Origin of the sequence: Magnetospirillum fulvum MGU-K5 (genome assembly GCF_000442515.1) — a bacterium.
In the GTDB taxonomy this organism is placed as follows: Bacteria; Pseudomonadota; Alphaproteobacteria; order Rhodospirillales; family Magnetospirillaceae; genus Phaeospirillum; species Phaeospirillum fulvum_B.
The window spans coordinates 11,170-28,679 of the sequence record NZ_AQPH01000002.1; the positions used below are offsets into that span (position 1 = coordinate 11,170).

Consider the following 17,510-nt stretch of genomic DNA (forward strand, 5'->3'; position numbering starts at 1 on the left):
GAGATTAACTTGGAAGCCCGGCGAGGCCGGACATTGACTTAACGCTGACCAGCTTGGTTGCCCTGGCCCCGCAACAGGGGCCCAATGGCGATCAGCGCGGCGAGCAGCATCAGGATTTCGATAGTATAAACTACAGCGTAGCCGGTGGCCGGGTCATTGAGGGCCACGCCCAGCGAGCCAGAGGCCGCCAGACTGGACACCCCATCCCGGGTCACCCCCCCCAGAGCAATCGCGATCCCGGCCGCAGAAGCCTGAACCGCTCCCCAGGCGCCCAGTGCCAACCCACTGTCGCCTTTTTTTGCCAACCCCATCGAAGCCGACAGGGTCGACGCAACAAACTGACCGGTTCCGAACCCGATCAGCACTGTTCCGAGAGCGAACAATGCCACCGAATGGGTCGGTGCGGAAACGATCAGGCTGACCAAAGCCGCCAGGCCGGAAAACACCCCGAACTGGGCCAGGCGGTGGACGTTGATACCGGAGGCCAAACCCCGCGCCACGACGAGATAGCCGCCCAACCCGCCGATGGCGAGCAAAGCGGTCAGCGCCGTCGTGGCGGCCACCGGAAGATGCAGAACTTGACCGCCAAACGGTTCCAGCAGGACGTCCTGCATGCTGAAGCCGACGGTCCCAACCCCGATGGCAACCAGCCGACGGGTCGCGTTGGGGTCCTGCATGAACTCTTTCCACGCGTCGCGGAAGCGAGGCTCGGGCTGCGCGGCCTTCGCCGCGGCGGCCTTGGCGCGATTGGGATCGCGCGGCTCTTGCTTCCACAGAGCGATGGAATTCAGCAGCATCGTGACGAAGGCGGCACCCTGCACCACCTCGATCAGCCGCTGCGGCGTGAAATCGGACAACAAAATGCCGAACACCACCGCGCTCAACACCATGCCGACCAGCAGCATCGAACACATCATCGCGACGACGCGGGGACGGCTTTCCTCCGGCGCCATATCGGCGGCCAGAGCCAGACCGACGGTCTGAGCGGTGTGCATTCCAGCGCCGACCAGCAGGAAGGCGGCGGCGGCGCCGATCTGACCGACCACGTTCGGACCCACCGAGGGCTCCGACAGCAGCAGCAAAGCGAACGGCATGATCGACAGACCGCCGAACTGGAGCATCGTTCCCATCCAGATATAGGGAACGCGACGCCAGCCGAGGGCGGAGCGGTGATGATCGGACTTAAAGCCGATGAAGGTGCGGAACGGGGCCAGGATCAGCGGCAACGCCACCATCAGCGCCACCAGCCAGGCCGGGACACCGAGTTCGACGATCATCACCCGGTTCAGGGTGCCGATAACCAGAACCACCGCCATACCGACAGTCAACTGGAACAGCGACAGACGGAACAGACGGCTGAGAGGAAGATCGGGCGTGCCAATATCGGCGAAGGGCAGGAATCGCGTGTCGATTCCCACCAACGAGCGCGCAATGCTGTTGGTAAGCCTCTTCATGACCGCCGCAGCTCCAGCGCCTGGGATTTATAAAACCCTGTCAGGATACGCCGGGTCCGCCCCGGACTCCAGCCCGCCAATTCAGGTGTCTCGGCAATCGTCGCCAACAGGGCTTTCTCCTCGACCGGAACGATCGACGGGCCACGATCTCCCCGCGGGAAGAACTTGCCCGCCACATGCATGGCCATCAGCAGCGGCGTGCGCGGCGCGAAGGTAAACAGCACGGCACGGCGGGTCATCGCCGCCAGCGCGGCGACGACCTTGACCTTATCCGGCGTATCGTAATGGATGATCGAGTCCATCGCCACGGCGTAATCAAACGTGCCGAGCGCGGGATCGAGCATATCACCCGAGCGAAAATCGATGCTGCCGGGGGCCAGATCGTCGGGCATCCGTTCCTTGGCAACCCCGATCAGGGTCGGCGACAGATCGATCGCCACCACCTGAGCCCCGCGCCGCGCCGCCTCGACGGCGAGCAGCCCGGTACCACAGCCAGCATCGAGCAGCCGCATTCCGGTCATATCAGCGGGTAGCCAGCTCATCAGGGTGCCGCGCATTTCCTCGCGCCCGGCACGGACGGTCTCGCGAATCCGGCTGACCGGGCTGTCCGACGTCAGCTTGGCCCAGGCGTCGGCGGCGGTCCGGTCAAAGTAAGTGGCGACCCAGCCCTTACGGTGTTGGTAATTGGCGGTGGGCATCAATTAAATCCCAACAAATCGAAGATTTCACGGTCCTTCAGAGACCGTGCGGCTTCCAGCGGCTCAACCCCGGCCCACAATTGAGTGGCCAGACGCAGATATTCCGTCTGCGCCGTCGCGACGTCGGGGTTCGACGGATCCAACTCGAACAGAGTCGCCTTTTGCAGACGGCTTTTGCGGATCACGTCGAGTTCGGGCATGTGGGCCAGACGCTTCATCCCGGCCAGATCGTTGAACTTGTCGATCTGATCGGTCGCGGCGCTGCGGTTGGCAATCATGCCACCCACCCGGACCGGATAATCACGGGCCTTGGCCTGGATCGCCGCGATGATCCGATTCATCGCAAAGATCGAATCGAAATCGTTGGCGGCGACGATCAAGGCGCGGTCGGCGTAATGGAGCGGCGCGGCAAAGCCGCCGCACACGACGTCACCCAGAACGTCGAACACCACGACGTCGGTCTCGTCGAGCAGGTGATGTTCCTTCAACAGCTTGACGGTCTGACCGACGACATAGCCGCCACAGCCGGTCCCGGCGGGCGGGCCGCCCGCTTCGACGCACATCACTCCGTTATAGCCCTCGAACACGAAATCTTCGGTCCGCAGCTCTTCCGGGTGGTAATCGACCTCTTCCAGGACGTCGATCACCGTGGTGGTCAGACGCTTGGTCAGGGTGAAGGTCGAATCGTGCTTGGGATCACAGCCGATCAGCAGAACCCGCTTGCCCAGCTTCGAGAAGGCGACCGCCAGATTGGACGAGGTGGTCGACTTGCCGATGCCGCCTTTGCCATAGATCGTGAACACCTTGGCGGAGCCGATCTTGACGCGGGGATCGGGCTTCACCTGGACACTTCCATCATCGTCGGGGCAGTGGCTCGGGCTGTCACAGCCGTCGCCGGAACCGGTTTCGTTTCTCATGCGGCGACCCCGACATTAACGCCTTCAAGACGGTCTTCCAACTCGCGTCCGGCTTCCTGCAACACCTTCAACATGTCCTCATCCGGTGACCAGTAATTGCGTTCGTGCGCCTCGATCAGACGGTTGGCGATCTTGGCCGACGCGGTCGGATTGAGCTTGGCCAGACGTTCGCGCATCTCGGGATCGAGCATGTAGGTTTCGGTCAGCTGGCGATAGACCCAGGGAGCCACTTCGCCGGTGGTCGCCGACCAGCCCAGGGTATTGGTGACCTGGGCCTCGATCTCGCGCACCCCTTCGTACCCATGGGCCAGCAGCGCCTCGTACCATTTCGGATTGAGGGTGCGGGTACGGGTTTCGAGCGAGACCTGTTCGGCCAGGGTCCGCACGGTGCCTTCGCCGTGGGTCTGATCGCCGATATAGGTCGCCGCCGAGGTGCCGCCGCGCGCCCGCTTCACCGCACGGGTGATGCCGCCCAGCGAGTCGAAATAGTGATCGACGGTGGTGACGCCGACTTCGACCGAATCGACGTTCTGATAGGTAACGTCAACACTGGCCAGCAGCTTGTTCAGCACCGCATCGTTACGGGCGGGCTTCCCATTGACGCCAAAGGCAAAGCCCTTGCGCTTCTGATAGGCGTCGGCCAGTTCGTCCTCGTCGTCCCAGGCTCCGGCCTCGACCAACTGATTGACGTTGGCGCCATAGGCCCCGTCTTCGTTGCCGAACACCCGGAGCGCCGCCTCGGCCATCTCGCAGCCGGTCGATTCGATGATCGACAGAGCGTGCTTGCGGACGAAATTCTGCTCGGGCGCTTCGTCGGCGCTGGCGGCAAGCAACGCCGCCTCGGCCAGCATCCGGGTCTGCAACGGCAGCAGATCGCGGAAGATACCCGACAGGGTCAGCACGACGTCGATACGCGGACGCCCCAGCGTTTCCAGCGGGATCAATTGCGCGCCGCACAGACGACCATAGGAATCGTGGCGCGGCTCGGCCCCCATCAACCAGAGAGCCTGAGCGATCGGGCCGCCCTCGGTCTTCAGATTGTCGGTGCCCCACAGCACGATCGCCACCGTCTCAGGCACGCCGTGACCGTCGGCCTGATGCCGTTCGAGAATCCGACCGGCCTGACGCGCCCCGTCCTTGACCGCGAACGCGCTCGGGATACGGAACGGATCGAAGCCGTGTAGATTGCGCCCGGTCGGCAGCACGTCGGTGGTCCGCAGCAGATCGCCACCCGGCGCCGGGCGGATATAGCGGCCATCCAGCGCGTTGATGATCGCCGGAAGTTCGTAATCGCGCGACAGCAGATCATCGACCCGCGCCCGGTTTTCCGGATCGGTGATCCCGGCGGCGTCGAGCATGTCGGAACGTTCTTCCGGATTTTCCGGCTCGCCGACGACATGCAGGCCGTTGGGGATCAAGGTCAGTTCGAGTTCGAGCAGCTCGTTGTTCAGCGTCTCGATCGCCTTCTGGCGGTCGTCCGGACCCCACGCCGGTTCAAGTTGGGCCAGATCGACCGCCGCCGCCTGAGCTTGGATCAGGTCGGCCAGCGACGCCCGCTGTTCGGGATCGGAATCCGGCTCAAGCTGACGCCAGCGATCGATCGAGGTCTTCAGATCCTGCAAACCGCGATAGAGGCCGGAATGGGTGATCGGCGGAGTCAGATAGCTGATCAATTGCGCCGCCGCCCGACGCTTGGCAATGGTGCCTTCCGACGGGTTGTTCGAAGCGTAGAGATAGAAATTGGGCAGATCGGAAATCAGCCGGTCCGGCCAGCACGCCCCGGACAGACCCGATTGCTTGCCCGGCATGAATTCGAGCGCGCCATGGGTGCCGAAATGCAGCACGGCATGTGCCCCGAAGGAATCGCGAATCCAGCGATAGAACGCCGAGAAGGCGTGGGTCGGCGAGAATCCCTTCTCGAACAGCAGGCGCATCGGATCGCCTTCGTAGCCGAAAGCGGGCTGGACGCCGACGAAGACGTTGCCGAATTGCTGGCCCAGCACAAAGATGCTGGCGCCGTCGGTCTGCTGACGGCCGGGAGCCGGTCCCCACTGCCCTTCAATCTCGCTCAGATAGCGCTCATGGCGGACATGGTCTTCGGCCGAAATCCGCGCCGCGACGTTGGCCGGGGTGCCGTACAGCGAGGCATTGCCCTGCAACAGCGACTCCCGCAGAGCGTCGGCCGATTCGGGAACCTCGACCTGATATCCCGCCGCCTTCATCGCCTTCAGCGTATTGAAGATCGAGGGGAACACCGCCAGGAAGGCGGCGGTGCCGACCTTGCCCGCGTTGGGCGGGAAGTTGAACAGAACCACCGCGACCTTGCGGTTGGCACGCTCGGTCCGGCGCAGGGTCACCAGCTTGGCGACACGGGCGGCCAGGGTCTCGGCCCGCTCTTCGTCGACCACCATCTCGCGGCGCTTCTGACCGTCGCTGGAGGCGGGGCGACCACCGAAGGTCATCGGGCAGATCGCGCCGTCCAGTTCCGGCAGCGCAACCATCATCGTCGCTTCGATCGGCATCAGGCCGCGCGAATCCGCCCGCCACTGGTCGAGCGTCTGGAACTCGACGGCATGGGCGGCGATGTAAGGCACGTCGAGCTTCGACAGCACCGTCTCGGCCGAATGGGCATCGTTATAGGCCGGGCCGCCGACCAGCGAGAAGCCGGTCAAAGACAGCATCAGATCAATGGCCGGGACGCCGTCCTTGAAGAAGTACTGGTCGATCGCTTCCCGCGGGTCGAGCCCGCTGGCGAAAGCGACGATCACCTTCAGCCCCTTGGCCTCCAGCGCGGCGATCACCCCATCGTAATGGGCGGAATTACCGGCCAGAACATAGGAGCGCAGCACCAGCACGCCGACGGTTCCGGTCTCGCCGCCGATCTGGGGCAGCTCGCTCAGATGTTCGACGATCCGCTTCTTGGCCTTCGGGTGGTAGAGGCCGACATCGGGATATTCGATCGGGTCGGACACCTTGACCGAATGGGCGAGGCCCTTGCGCGGACCGGCGGCATAGCGCTCGATCAGCAGGCGGACCATGTTGGCGACATTTTCGTCCGATCCGGCCAGCCAGTATTGCAGGCAAAGGAAATAGGCGCGGACATCCTGGGCGGTGCCGGGGATGAAGCGCATCAGCTTGGGCAGCTGACGCAGCATCTTCATCTGGCCCTGGCCGCTGGTGCCCTTGTTGCCACTGTCGCCCTTCAGCTTCTTCAGCAGCGCCATCATGCCCTTGGCTTCACCATTCATGGTGAACTTGCCAAGCTTGGTCAGCTTCATCACTTCGCTGGCCGACAGGCAGCACAGCATTGCGTCGCAGTTTTCGCGCCGCGCCGTCAGTGCCGGCAGAACGGCACGGATGTGCTCGTCCAGAAACAGCATGCAGGAAATGACAATATCGGCGGTTTCGATATCGGCGATGCAGCTCGCGAGTGCCCCGGCATCGTTGCAATATTCGTCGGCCGAGTGCATCACCAGTTCAAGGGTAGGCACTTCCTGCCGCAACACCGCACCAGCCCGATCCACGGCAGCCGCAAGATGGCTGTCCATCGTCACGATGACGACGCGGATCGGCGTCGACTCAGCGCCCGACATTCGCTTTTGCATCATAAAGCGCCTCAACGGTAATTTGGGCCAAACCACGCTCGCGAGCGAACCGTTCAGTGTTGCGGCGAGCCTTGCCGCGGACGAAGAACGGCACCTTGAGCAACTCTTTCTCCGCGTCCGCCGTCCACACCGGAACGATCTCGCCGGTGGCAACGGGGGCAGACACGGGACCGGACGTGTCGGTGACAACCGCCGGAGCGGCCGCGACGGCAACGGGATCGGCCGGACGTTCGGCCGCCTGGGCGGCGCCGCGTCCGAGATGCGACGGTGCCGCCTCTTCGTGGAATTCGAAATCGTGCCGGAACATCGTCAACAGATGTTCCTCCAGCCCCATCATCAGCGGATGAATCCAGGTGTCGAACAGCACGTTGGCGCCTTCGAACCCGAGCTGGGGCGCATAGCGCGCCGGGAAATCCTGGACGTGAACCGGAGCCGAGATCACCGCACAGGGAACCCCCAGCCGCTTGGCGACATGGCGTTCCATCTGGGTGCCCAACACCAGATCGGGCTGGGCCTCGGCCACCTTGGCCTCGACTTCCAGATAATCGTCGGTGATCAGCGCTTCGATCCCGTAGAGCTTCGCCGCCTCGCGGACATCGCGGGCCTGCTCACGGCTATAGGTGCCGAGCCCGACGACGGTAAAGCCCAGTTCCTTGGCCGCGACGCGGGCCGCGCCGATCGCGTGGGTGGCGTCGCCGAACACGAACACCCGCTTTCCGGTGAGGTAGTTCGAATCGACCGACCGCGAATACCACGGCAACCGCGACGGCACATGAGCCAGGGCCTGGGCCGGATCAATCCCTGCCAGAGTCGCGACCTCGCGGATGAAATCGAGCGTAGCCCCGATCCCCAGCGGCACGGTGGTAACGGCGGGCTGACCGAACGAGCGCTTCAACCATTCCGCCGCCGCTCCGGCGACTTCGGGATAGAGCACGACGTTGAAGTCGGCATCGCCCAGACGGGCGAGATCGGCCGGGCTGGCTCCCAGCGGCGCGGCAACGTTGACGTCGATCCCGATCCGGTCGAGCAGACGGGCGATCTCGGTAACGTCGTCGCGATGGCGGAAGCCCAGCGAGGTCGCCCCCAGCAGATTGCAGCGAGGGCGCTGGCCGGGAGCACGGGCCGGGCGCGGCGTGCCGGGCGGGGGAACATGCGGGCCAGCCAGAGCGCGGACCAACTGATAGAAGGTCTCGTTCGCGCCCCAGTTTTCCTTGCGCATGAAGGCCGACAATTCGACCGGCACCACCGGGATCGGCAGGTTCATTGCCCGGGCCAGACCGCCGGTATCGTCCTGGATCAGTTCGGCGGTGCAGCTTGACCCGACCAGCAACGCCTGCGGCTTATACCGCTCGATCGCGTCGCGGGCGGCGGTCTTGAACAATTCGCTGGTGTTGGTGGCGAGTTCCCGACCCTGGAAGCTGGTATAGGTGACCGGCGGGCGCTTCTGCCCGCGCTCGATCATCGTGAACAGCAGGTCGGCATAGGAATCGCCCTGCGGAGCGTGCAGAACGAAATGGACGCCGGTCATCGCGGCGGCGACACGAATCGCGCCGATGTGGGACGGCCCCTCGTAGGTCCAGAGGGTTAATTGCATGGCGCAAGCTCCACCAGCCGTGACCGACGCAACAACGGCCTGGCGAAGAGCTCCGCCAGGTCACCCGCCTGATCATAGCCTTGGATTGGCGTAAAAAGAAGCTCGATCGACCACTTGGTGGCGATGCCCTCGGCCTCGAACGGGTTGGCGAGCCCCAATCCGCACACCACCAGATCGGGATGATCGGCGCGACAGCGGTCGAGCTGACGTTCGAGATCCTGGCCTTCCGACAGCCGGGTTCCGCTCGGCAGCAGGGCCAGTTCCGGAGCGATCATCTGGCGGTTGAGGTAGGGAGTGCCCACCTCGGCCAACTCCATCCCCAGCTCCCGCGACAGGAAGCGGGCCAGCGGAATCTCGATCTGCGAATCCGGGAAGAAGAAAATCTTCTTGCCGCTCAGTTCCTCGCGATAGCGGTCGAGCGCCATCTTGGCCCGTGCCGCCGCCGGGGCGGTGACCGCCTCGAAACGCTCGGGCGCGACGCCGAACGCATCGGCAGCCGCCTTCAGCCACAGGGTGGTGCCTTCCGCCCCCAGCGGGAACGGGGCCGACACCCGGGTTGCGCCGCGGGCTTCGAGCGAGCGGGCGGTGGTGGCGAGGAACGGATGGGCCAGCAGAACCACGGTGTCGGGACCGACCGGGGGAAGGTCGTCCGAACTGCGCGGCGGGAAGAAGCGGACCCGTTCGATCCCCAGTCCTTCGAGCAGACGCTGAAGCTGTCCTTCGACCACTTCGGCCAGCGACCCGACCACCAGCAGCGAGCGACCCGCCCCCGCCTCGGCGGCGGGGAGGTGCGGCACCAGGGCGGTCAGACAGGCATCTTCGCCCTGCGAGAAGGTGGTTTCCAGACCGCTGCCGGAGAAATGAACGATCCGCACCCCGGTTCCGACGGTCCGCATCAGGCGGTCGGCGGCGAGATCAAGATCAAGCTTGATCACTTCGGAGGGACAGGAGCCGACCAGGAACAGCATCTTGATGTCGGGACGGCGTTCAAGCAGGCGCGTCACGATCCGGTCGAGTTCGGCGTTGGCGTCGGCACGGCCGGCCAGATCGCGTTCCTCGATGATCGCGGTGGCGAATCTGGGCTCGGCAAAGATCATCACGCCAGCGGCGGATTGAATCAGATGAGCACAGGTGCGCGATCCGACGACCAGAAAAAAGGCGTCCTGAATCTTGCGATGCAGCCAGACAATCGGCGCGAGGCCACAAAAAACCTCGCGCTGGCCGCGTTCGCGCAGCACGGCGCTGTCGTCACACCCCATAGACTTGATCTCCACGGACGTCGCAGCTGGAGGAACGGTCATTGCGCGGACCCGCCCGTGCCGGCAGCTTCGGCCGCGGCCTGGAGCCGGGCGGCGCGAAGCTTCAGCAGGAACTGGCCCGCATTGACGACGTAGGTGGCATAGGCGGCAAGCGCCACGTACATCTGCTGCTCGATGCTGAGCGACCCGGTCAGCAGACCCCACAGATAGACCGTGTGCAGGGTCAGAACCAGGAAGCTGAACACATCCTCCCAGAAGAACGGACGGGCGAACAAATAGCAGCCGAACACCACCTTTTCCCAGATCGCTCCGGTAACCATGATGGTGTAGAGAATCAACGTCTTGGCGACGATCGACACGGTCGCGGCGGTCTCGCCCGTTCCGGTGACCAGATAGTGGATCACCAGCCCGAGGCTGACCAGAAAGACGACGAATTGAACGGGAGCCAGAATCCCTTGAACCAGGGTCCAGGGCGTCTGATCGCGCCGAAGACGCTCTTCGGGCGTGTACAAGGGCGCGGGCGGTGCGGGTGGCGGTGACTCGTGGTGGACGTTGCTACGCCCCGCCACAGTTCCCCAAGGGCATCTGTCCATTGAATCGACCAGGTTGTAGACGAAATTGAGTCCTGACATCTTACCGACGTTCCCCCCAGCCGGAAGCATGACCCGGGATGCTATACGGTCGGTCTGGGGGTGTCAACCTAGCGTTCCTGTCGGCCATTTCCGCCAAAGTCGGGGCATCAGCCCCTCTTTCGAACCACTGCAATTCGCCTTGCCAGCGAGCGATCTCCCCCCTTAAATTGGCCGCCCAGATGGCACCGGGGGAGGTGTCGTCGGGATCGCAGAGTAAAATCCAAAAGGACGGGCGTTCTGGCCCGCGTCTAATGGCGGCGCTTTGCCGGTGTCGAGGGAGACAAAGGGTCATGGATTTGGTGAAAGCGCGCACGATCATCGCGCCCTCGGTGGAACTGCTTAAGCCCATCACGTGGTTCCCGCCGATGTGGGCCTTCGCGTGCGGCGTCGTCTCCTCCGGTCAATCGGTAATTGATCATCTCGGCTTCGTCATTGCCGGAATCGCCCTCGCCGGTCCGTTGGTGTGCGGCACCAGTCAGGCCGTCAACGATTGGTTCGACCGTCATGTCGATGCCATCAACGAACCCAACCGCCCGATCCCGTCCGGTCGCCTGCCAGGCCAGACCGGCCTTTACATCGCGATCGGCTGGACCTCCTTGTCGGCTCTGGTCGCGTATTACCTTGGCGCGGTGGTGTTCGTCGCCGCTCTGGTCGGCCTCGCGCTGGCCTGGGCCTACAGCGCGCCGCCGTGGCGGCTGAAGGAAAACGGCTGGCACGGCAACCTCGCCTGCGCCGCCTGTTACGAGGGTCTGCCCTGGATCACCGGTGCCGCCGTGATGACCGGCGGTTTGCCCGACTGGAAGGTGTTCGTGCTGGCCGCGCTTTATAGCGCCGGAGCCCACGGCATCATGACCCTGAATGATTTCAAGTCGGTCGAAGGTGACCGTCAGATGGGCGTCAACTCGCTGCCGGTGCTGCTTGGCCCGGACAAGGCCGGGGTGCTGGCCTGCAAGGTGATGGCCGCGCCGCAGGTGGCGGTGATCCTGCTGCTGTTGCTGTGGGGGCATTCGACCGGAGCCGCGATCGTCACCCTGCTGCTGGCGATTCAGGGCGTGCTGATGGTCAAGTTGCTGAAGCGCCCGGCCGAACTGGCGCCGTGGTACAATGCCACCGGCATCACTCTTTATGTCTTGGGCATGATGGTCAGCGCGATCGCGCTGAATGCCGGGGTGGCCCGGTGAGTTCCGGCGCCCCTCTCGGCTGGCTTGGCATTGCCCGGCTCGGGCTGATCCAGGCCTCTCTGGGGGCCATCGTCGTTCTCGCCACCTCGACCGTCAACCGCGTGATGGCGGTCGAGCTGGCCCTGCCCGCCTTGGTGCCCGGGATTCTGGTGGCGTGGCATTACGCCGTCCAGATCCTGCGTCCCCGGATGGGCTATGGCTCGGATCAGGGCGGCCGCCGCGCCCCCTGGATCATGGGCGGCCAGGTGATCCTGGCCACCGGCGGCGTGACCGCCGCGCTGGCGATCCCGCTGATCCAGACCTCGCTGTCGCTGGGTCTGGCGGTTTCCTTCATCGGCTTCACCCTGGTCGGCATCGGCGCGGGCACCTCGGGCACCACCTTGCTGGTGCTGATGGCCAAGCGGGTTGCCCCCGCTTTGCGCCCCGCCGCCGCGACGATCGTCTGGGTGATGATGATCGCCGGGATGGCGATCACCGCCGGGTCGGTCAGCAAGCTGCTGGCTCCATTCTCGGCCGAGCGTTTGATCGAGGTTACCGTCGGCGTCGCCGTCTTTGCCCTGGTGTTGACCGGCGGCGCGCTGTGGGGGGTTGAAGGCCCGGTTTCGCACGAGTCGGCACCGCCGCCGGAGAAACGGCAACAGCCGTTCATGCAGGCGCTGGCCGAAGTGTGGTCCGAGCCGCAGGCCCGCAGCCTGACCCTGTTCATCTTCGTCTCGATGCTGGCCTACAACGCCCAGGAACTGATCCTGGAGCCGTTCGCCGGTCACGTCTATGGCCGCACCGTCGGCGAGACGGCGCGGATCACCGGGATGCAGCATGGCGGAGCCTTGCTGGGAATGATCCTGGCCGGGTCGCTGTGTACCGTTCTGGCGCGGCGCTGGGCCGGGACGATGCGGGCTTCGACGATGATCGGCTGTGTCGGGTCGGGGCTGATGTTGCTGGTTCTGGCCGGATCGGGCTTTGTCGCGCCGGACTGGCCGCTGGATCTGACCGTGTTCATCCTGGGCGTCGCCAACGGCGCGTTCGCGGTGTCGGCGATCAGTTCGATGATGTCGATGGTCGGCCACGGCACCAAATCGCGCGAAGGTACCCGGATGGGGATCTGGGGCGCGGCGCAGGCGGTCGCTTTTGCCCTGGGCGGTCTGGTCGCGACCGCAGCGAGCGATCTGGCCCGCTGGCTGCTGGGCTCGCCTACCGCCGCCTACGCCGCCGTGTTTGCGATGGAAGCCCTGTTGTTCGTTATCGCCGCCTGGCTGGCGGTGAGTGTGTTCCAGTCAAGTGGGTCCGCGTCTCGCCAGAGCGAGGCAGAGGGGCCGGTCGGCGGTTGAGCCGAAACACCAATCGGGGGGAAAGACGATGACCGAACTTAACACTTTCGACGCCGTCGTGGTTGGCGGTGGTCCGGCAGGGGCGACGGCCGCGACCCATCTGGCCCGGCGTGGCTTCTCGGTTCTGCTGCTCGACCGCGCCGGTCGAATCAAGCCCTGTGGCGGTGCGGTGCCGCCCCGGCTGATGGCCGAGTTCGAGATTCCCGACAGCCTGCTGGTGGCGCGGATCACCAAGGCGCGGATGATCTCCCCCACCAACCAGTTCGTCGATATTCCGATCGAAGGCGGCTATGTCGGCATGGTCAACCGCTCGACCTTCGACGAGTGGCTGCGCGAGCGCGCCCGCACCGCCGGAGCCGAACGCCGCACCGGCACCTTCGAGACCTTCGAGCGTGACGAAAACGGCGTCGCGGTGATCCGCTACAAGGATTCCGATGGCAATCCGGCGGCGGTCAAGGCCCGCGCCGTGATCGGTGCCGACGGCGCCCAGTCCGCCGTTGGCCATCAGGCGGTGCCCGGTGCCGACAAGCTGAAATACGTCTTCGCCTATCATGAATTCGTCCGCACCCCCTCGCAGCCCCCGGCGGGCTATGAGGCCGACCGCTGCGACGTCTATTATCAGGGCCCGCTGTCGCCGGATTTCTATGCCTGGGTGTTCCCGCATGGCGACACCGTCAGCATCGGCACCGGCACCGCGCTGAAGGGCTTCTCGATGCGTCAGGCGGTCACCGACCTGCGCAAGACGATCGGGCTGGACAGCGCCGAGACCCTGCGCCAGGAAGGCGCGCCGATCCCGATGGAGCCGCTCAAGGTGTGGGATAACGGCCGCGACGTGCTGCTGGCCGGCGACGCCGCCGGTGTCGTCGCCCCGGCCTCGGGCGAAGGCATTTACTACGCGATGGTCGGCGGTCGTCTCGCTGGCGAAGCGGTCGCCGACTTCCTGCTCAGCGGCAAGCCCAAGGCCCTGGCCAGCGCGCGGCGCCGCTTCATGAAGGCGCACGGCAACGTGTTCCGTGTCCTCGGCGTGATGCAGAGCTTCTGGTACAGCAACGACGAGCGCCGCGAACGCTTCGTCAGCATCTGCCGCGACAAGGACGTCCAGCAACTGACCTTCGACGCCTACATGAACAAGGAACTGGTCAAGGCCAAGCCGCTGGCCCATGTCCGCATCTTCCTGAAAAACATCGCCCACCTCACCGGCCTGATCAAAGCCTAAACCAGATCGGAGACCCGTCAGTGACCCTTGCGCACAGTCAGAATACGATCCGGGACGGAGCTTCCCGCCCCCATGCCGTCGTCATCGGCAGCGGTTACGGCGGCCTTGCCGCCGCCATCCGTCTGGGAGCCCGAGGCTACCGCGTCACCGTGCTGGAGCGTCTCGACGCCGCGGGGGGACGCGGTTACGTCTTCCGTCAGGACGGGTTCACCTTCGATGCCGGTCCGACCATCATCACCGCGCCGTTCCTGTTCGAGGAATTGTGGAAACTGTGCGGCAAGACGATGTCGGACGACATCGACCTCCGGTTGATGGACCCGTTCTACCGCATCCGGTTCGACGATGGCCGCACCTTTGATTATTGCGGCGACCGCGACCGGCTGCGGGCCGAGGTGGCGAAGTTCTGCCCGGGCGACCTGCCCGGCTATGACCGCTTCATGAAGGCGAGCGAGGGGGTGTTCCGGGTCGGCTTTGAAAAGCTGTCCTCGATGCCCTTCTCGTCGGTCACCGACATGCTGAAGGTGGCTCCGGCGATGGCGCTCCATCGCTCGTACCGCAGCGTGTACCAGTTCGCCTCGGAATATCTGTCCGACGACGCGCTCCGGATCGTGTTCAGCTTCCATCCGCTGCTGATCGGCGGCAATCCCTACTCGGTAACCTCGGTCTACAGCCTGATTTCGTTCCTGGAACAGCGTTGGGGCGTCCATTTCGCGATGGGCGGCACCGGCGCGCTGGTCCAGGGTCTGGTCGGGCTGATCGAAGGCCAGGGCAACAAGATCCGTTATAAGTCCCCGGTTGCCCGCATCCTGGCCGAGCACGGTCGCGCCGTCGGCGTCCGTCTCGAATCCGGCGAGGTGATCGACGCCGACATCGTCGTTTCGAACGCCGATGCCGCCACCACCTACAATACCCTGCTGGCCGACGAACCGCGCTTCCGCTGGACGGATTCGCGGATCGAGAAAAGTGTCAGCTCGATGAGCGCCTTCGTGTGGTACTTTGGTACCCGGAAGCGGTATGAGGACGTTCCTCACCACACCATCCTGCTCGGGCCGCGCTATCGCGGTCTGCTCCACGACATCTTCGACAAGAAAATTCTGGCCGAGGATTTCAGCCTGTACCTCTATCGCCCCACCGCGACCGACCCGTCGATGGCCCCCAAGGGCTGCGACTCGTTCTATGTCCTCTCCCCGGTTCCCAACCTTGAGGGCACGACCGATTGGGCGACCGAGGCCGAGGCGTACCGCCAGAAAATCGCCGCCTATCTCAGCCGTACCGTGCTGCCCGACCTGGAAGCCAACGTCGTCTCCTCGCGGATGACGACGCCGCTTGATTTCCAAAACCGGCTGCAATCGTTCCGTGGGGCCGCGTTCGGCATGCAGCCGATCCTGCTGCAAAGCGCGTGGTTCCGTCCCAACAATCGCAGCGAAGAGCTTGACCGGCTGTATCTGGTCGGGGCCGGGACTCATCCCGGCGCCGGTCTTCCGGGCGTGCTGTCCTCCGCTCAGGTCATTGACAGGCTGGTGCCCGATGCCGACGCCCTCATCTAACCGAACCGCCTCGTCCGAGGCCGATTTCGCCGAATGCCGCGCCTTGATGAAAGGCGGGTCGAAATCGTTCTTCGCCGCCTCGCTGCTGCTGCCCAATTCGGTGTGCAAGCCCGCGACCGCGCTGTATGCCTTTTGCCGTCTCGCCGACGATGCCGTCGATGAAGGCGGCGGGATCGACGCGCTGGAAGGGTTGCTCGACCGGCTCGACCGGATCTATGCGGGCAATCCGGCACCGATCGCCGCCGACCGCGAATTCGCCCAGGTCGTCGCTTTTTACGGCATCCCGAAAACCCTGCCCGCCGCCCTGATCGAAGGTTTCGAATGGGACGGACTGGGCCGCCGGTACGAAACCCTGTCCGATCTCAACGCCTATGCCACCCGCGTCGCGGGCACGGTCGGGGCGATGATGACGATGCTGATGGGGGTACGTGAGCCCGACGCGGTGGCGCGGGCCTGCGACCTGGGCATCGCGATGCAATTCACCAACATCGCCCGCGATGTCGGCGAGGACGCCCGCAGGGGCCGCATCTATCTGCCGCTGTCCTGGATGCGCGAGGAAGGGATCGACCCCGACGCCTGGCTGAAGGACCCCAAGTTCGACAAGGCGCTGGGCCGGGTGGTCAAGCGGCTGTTGAAGGCCGCCGACGAGCTGTATGTCCGCTCGGAGGCGGGTGTCGCCGCCCTGCCCCCCGCCTGCCGGGGCGCGATCCACGCCGCCCGCTTCCTGTATGCCGAGATCGGCCACAAGGTGCGGCGGCGGGGTTATGATTCCGTCACCGGGCGCGCCGTCGTGCCGCTGTATCACAAGCTGTGGCTGCTGCTGACCAAGATCGTCCTAAGCGACTTCATCCCCACCCACCGGGTGGTGGCTCCGCCGGTCGAGGAAGCCCGCTTCCTGGTCGATGCCGTCGCCGCGATCCCCGACTGGCCCGAAGCGTCGAAGGGTAAGATTCGTCCGCCGATCCGGTGGTGGAGCTTCACCGACCGCGCCATCTGGGTGTTGGACCTGTTCGAACAATTGGAACGCCGCGACCAGCTTCAGCGGCGATAACGGCATACTCACCCCCATCCTTTCCGACGCGAGAGAGGATGGGGGGCGTTACTCCACCGCCTGGATGCGCTCGATCATCTCGGCACCGCCCGCCACCTGCTCGCGAAACATCTTCCACGACGTCCGCCGCGCCAGCCGCTGCCACGCCGCCAGGGCGTCGCGATCGATGGTCCGCACCTCGATTCCAGCGGCGAGATAGTCCCCGGCCAATTGCCGTTCGAACCGCGACGCATTGGCGGTCAGCCAGGACCCGGCGCGGTCGGCGGCGGCAAGAACCGCCTGACGGCGCGATTCGTCCAACGCCTCCCACGCCCGCCGGGCCAGCAAAATCGGCTCATAGAAATACCAGATCGCGCCGTCGCCCCCCGGCAGCGTAAGACAGCTAAAGCGGGTCCGCAGCCGGGACGTCAGTAAGGTGGTGACGCTGGTGCTGGCGATATCGATCAACCCGTGATCGAGCAGCGTCGCCAGCATTTCCGAGGTCGGCACCGTCACCGGCACCGCCCCGGCCGCGCCCCATAATTCGGCATAGAACGGCCCCAGTACCCGCGCCCGCAAGCCGGTGGCATCGGTCGGAGCGACGATACAGCGCCGCAGCCCGGCAACCGTGCCGGCGGTCCAGCTTTGCCCGATCACCACCGCACCCGCCGCTTCGATCCGCCGATGCAGATCGCGCATCGGGGCGGATTCGTTGAGACGCCGGGCATGGGGGAGATCGCGGACCAGACCGGGCAGCGACAGCGCCGCAAGCTGGGGAACCCGATCGATCAGATAATCGGCGGGGATCAGGATCAGATCGAGGCTGCCATTGTTCAGCCCACTCAACTGATCGCGGGGTGACAGCAAGGTCGCCTGGGGAAAGATGCGGATCGTGATGCCGCTGGCGGCCAATTCATCGGCAAGGCGACGCAGGGCCTGATCGCGCGGATCGCCCGCCGGGAATTGATGCGATGCGGTCCAGGATTGGGCCGCCGCCGCAAACGGTGCCAAAGCGGCGAAAAGGGCCAAGCCCCCCACCAAGAGAGGGC

General features: G+C 65.0%; 13 protein-coding genes. 5 read left to right on the top strand and 8 right to left on the bottom strand.

The annotated features are described in order from the left end of the window. Window positions 1-38: 38 nt before the first annotated feature. Genes K678_RS00735 through bchF form a run of 7 tightly spaced genes read right to left on the bottom strand, consistent with a single transcriptional unit; the run spans window position 39 to window position 10,039 of the window. On the bottom strand, window positions 39-1,454 hold the full coding sequence (locus K678_RS00735) for a BCD family MFS transporter (protein ID WP_021130536.1): 1,416 nt from the start codon (window positions 1,452-1,454) through the stop codon (window positions 39-41). Next, the gene (gene bchM / locus K678_RS00740; protein ID WP_021130537.1) at window positions 1,451-2,152 is read right to left on the bottom strand and encodes a magnesium protoporphyrin IX methyltransferase; all 702 of its coding nucleotides are present in this window, start codon (window positions 2,150-2,152) and stop codon (window positions 1,451-1,453) included. Before bchM ends, K678_RS00735 begins: the two co-directional genes overlap by 4 nt. Next, window positions 2,152-3,069 carry a ferredoxin:protochlorophyllide reductase (ATP-dependent) iron-sulfur ATP-binding protein gene (gene bchL, locus K678_RS00745; protein ID WP_021130538.1) on the bottom strand — a complete coding sequence of 306 codons (918 nt, stop codon included), beginning with the start codon at window positions 3,067-3,069 and terminating at the stop codon, window positions 2,152-2,154. The genes bchM and bchL overlap by 1 nt, the downstream gene beginning before the upstream one ends. Then, window positions 3,066-6,662, bottom strand: coding sequence for a magnesium chelatase subunit H (locus K678_RS00750; protein WP_021130539.1), 3,597 nt, complete (start codon window positions 6,660-6,662; stop codon window positions 3,066-3,068). The genes bchL and K678_RS00750 overlap by 4 nt, the downstream gene beginning before the upstream one ends. Continuing rightward, on the bottom strand, window positions 6,649-8,268 hold the full coding sequence (bchB, locus tag K678_RS00755) for a ferredoxin:protochlorophyllide reductase (ATP-dependent) subunit B (RefSeq protein WP_021130540.1): 1,620 nt from the start codon (window positions 8,266-8,268) through the stop codon (window positions 6,649-6,651). The genes K678_RS00750 and bchB overlap by 14 nt, the downstream gene beginning before the upstream one ends. Next, entirely contained in the window at window positions 8,259-9,527 is a 1,269-nt protein-coding gene (locus tag K678_RS00760; protein WP_021130541.1) for a ferredoxin:protochlorophyllide reductase (ATP-dependent) subunit N, read from the bottom strand. Before K678_RS00760 ends, bchB begins: the two co-directional genes overlap by 10 nt. A gap of 38 nt (window positions 9,528-9,565) precedes the next feature. Further along, window positions 9,566-10,039, bottom strand: a complete 474-nt coding sequence (bchF, locus tag K678_RS00765) for a 2-vinyl bacteriochlorophyllide hydratase (protein ID WP_021130542.1) — start codon at window positions 10,037-10,039, stop codon at window positions 9,566-9,568. Window positions 10,040-10,449: 410 nt separating this feature from the next. Between bchF and chlG the strand changes: the two genes are divergently transcribed. From chlG to K678_RS00790, 5 genes are read left to right on the top strand one after another with little or no spacing between them, the layout of a single operon-like run. Beyond that, window positions 10,450-11,340, top strand: a complete 891-nt coding sequence (chlG, locus tag K678_RS00770; protein WP_021130543.1) for a chlorophyll synthase ChlG — start codon at window positions 10,450-10,452, stop codon at window positions 11,338-11,340. Beyond that, entirely contained in the window at window positions 11,337-12,668 is a 1,332-nt protein-coding gene (locus K678_RS00775) for a BCD family MFS transporter (RefSeq protein WP_021130544.1), read from the top strand. The genes chlG and K678_RS00775 overlap by 4 nt, the downstream gene beginning before the upstream one ends. Before the next feature lie 28 nt (window positions 12,669-12,696). Next, complete coding sequence (locus K678_RS00780; protein ID WP_021130545.1) at window positions 12,697-13,884, top strand: geranylgeranyl diphosphate reductase; 1,188 nt, start codon at window positions 12,697-12,699, stop codon at window positions 13,882-13,884. 20 nt (window positions 13,885-13,904) lie between these two features. Then, a complete protein-coding gene (locus tag K678_RS00785; RefSeq protein WP_021130546.1) occupies window positions 13,905-15,431 on the top strand; it encodes a phytoene desaturase in 1,527 nt (508 codons plus the stop codon). Then, window positions 15,412-16,482 carry a phytoene/squalene synthase family protein gene (locus tag K678_RS00790; RefSeq protein ID WP_021130547.1) on the top strand — a complete coding sequence of 357 codons (1,071 nt, stop codon included), beginning with the start codon at window positions 15,412-15,414 and terminating at the stop codon, window positions 16,480-16,482. The genes K678_RS00785 and K678_RS00790 overlap by 20 nt, the downstream gene beginning before the upstream one ends. A gap of 48 nt (window positions 16,483-16,530) precedes the next feature. On the opposite strand, the gene dctP is transcribed toward K678_RS00790, so the two are convergent. After that, entirely contained in the window at window positions 16,531-17,490 is a 960-nt protein-coding gene (dctP, locus tag K678_RS00795; protein ID WP_021130548.1) for a TRAP transporter substrate-binding protein DctP, read from the bottom strand. Between the last annotated feature and the right edge of the window lie 20 nt (window positions 17,491-17,510).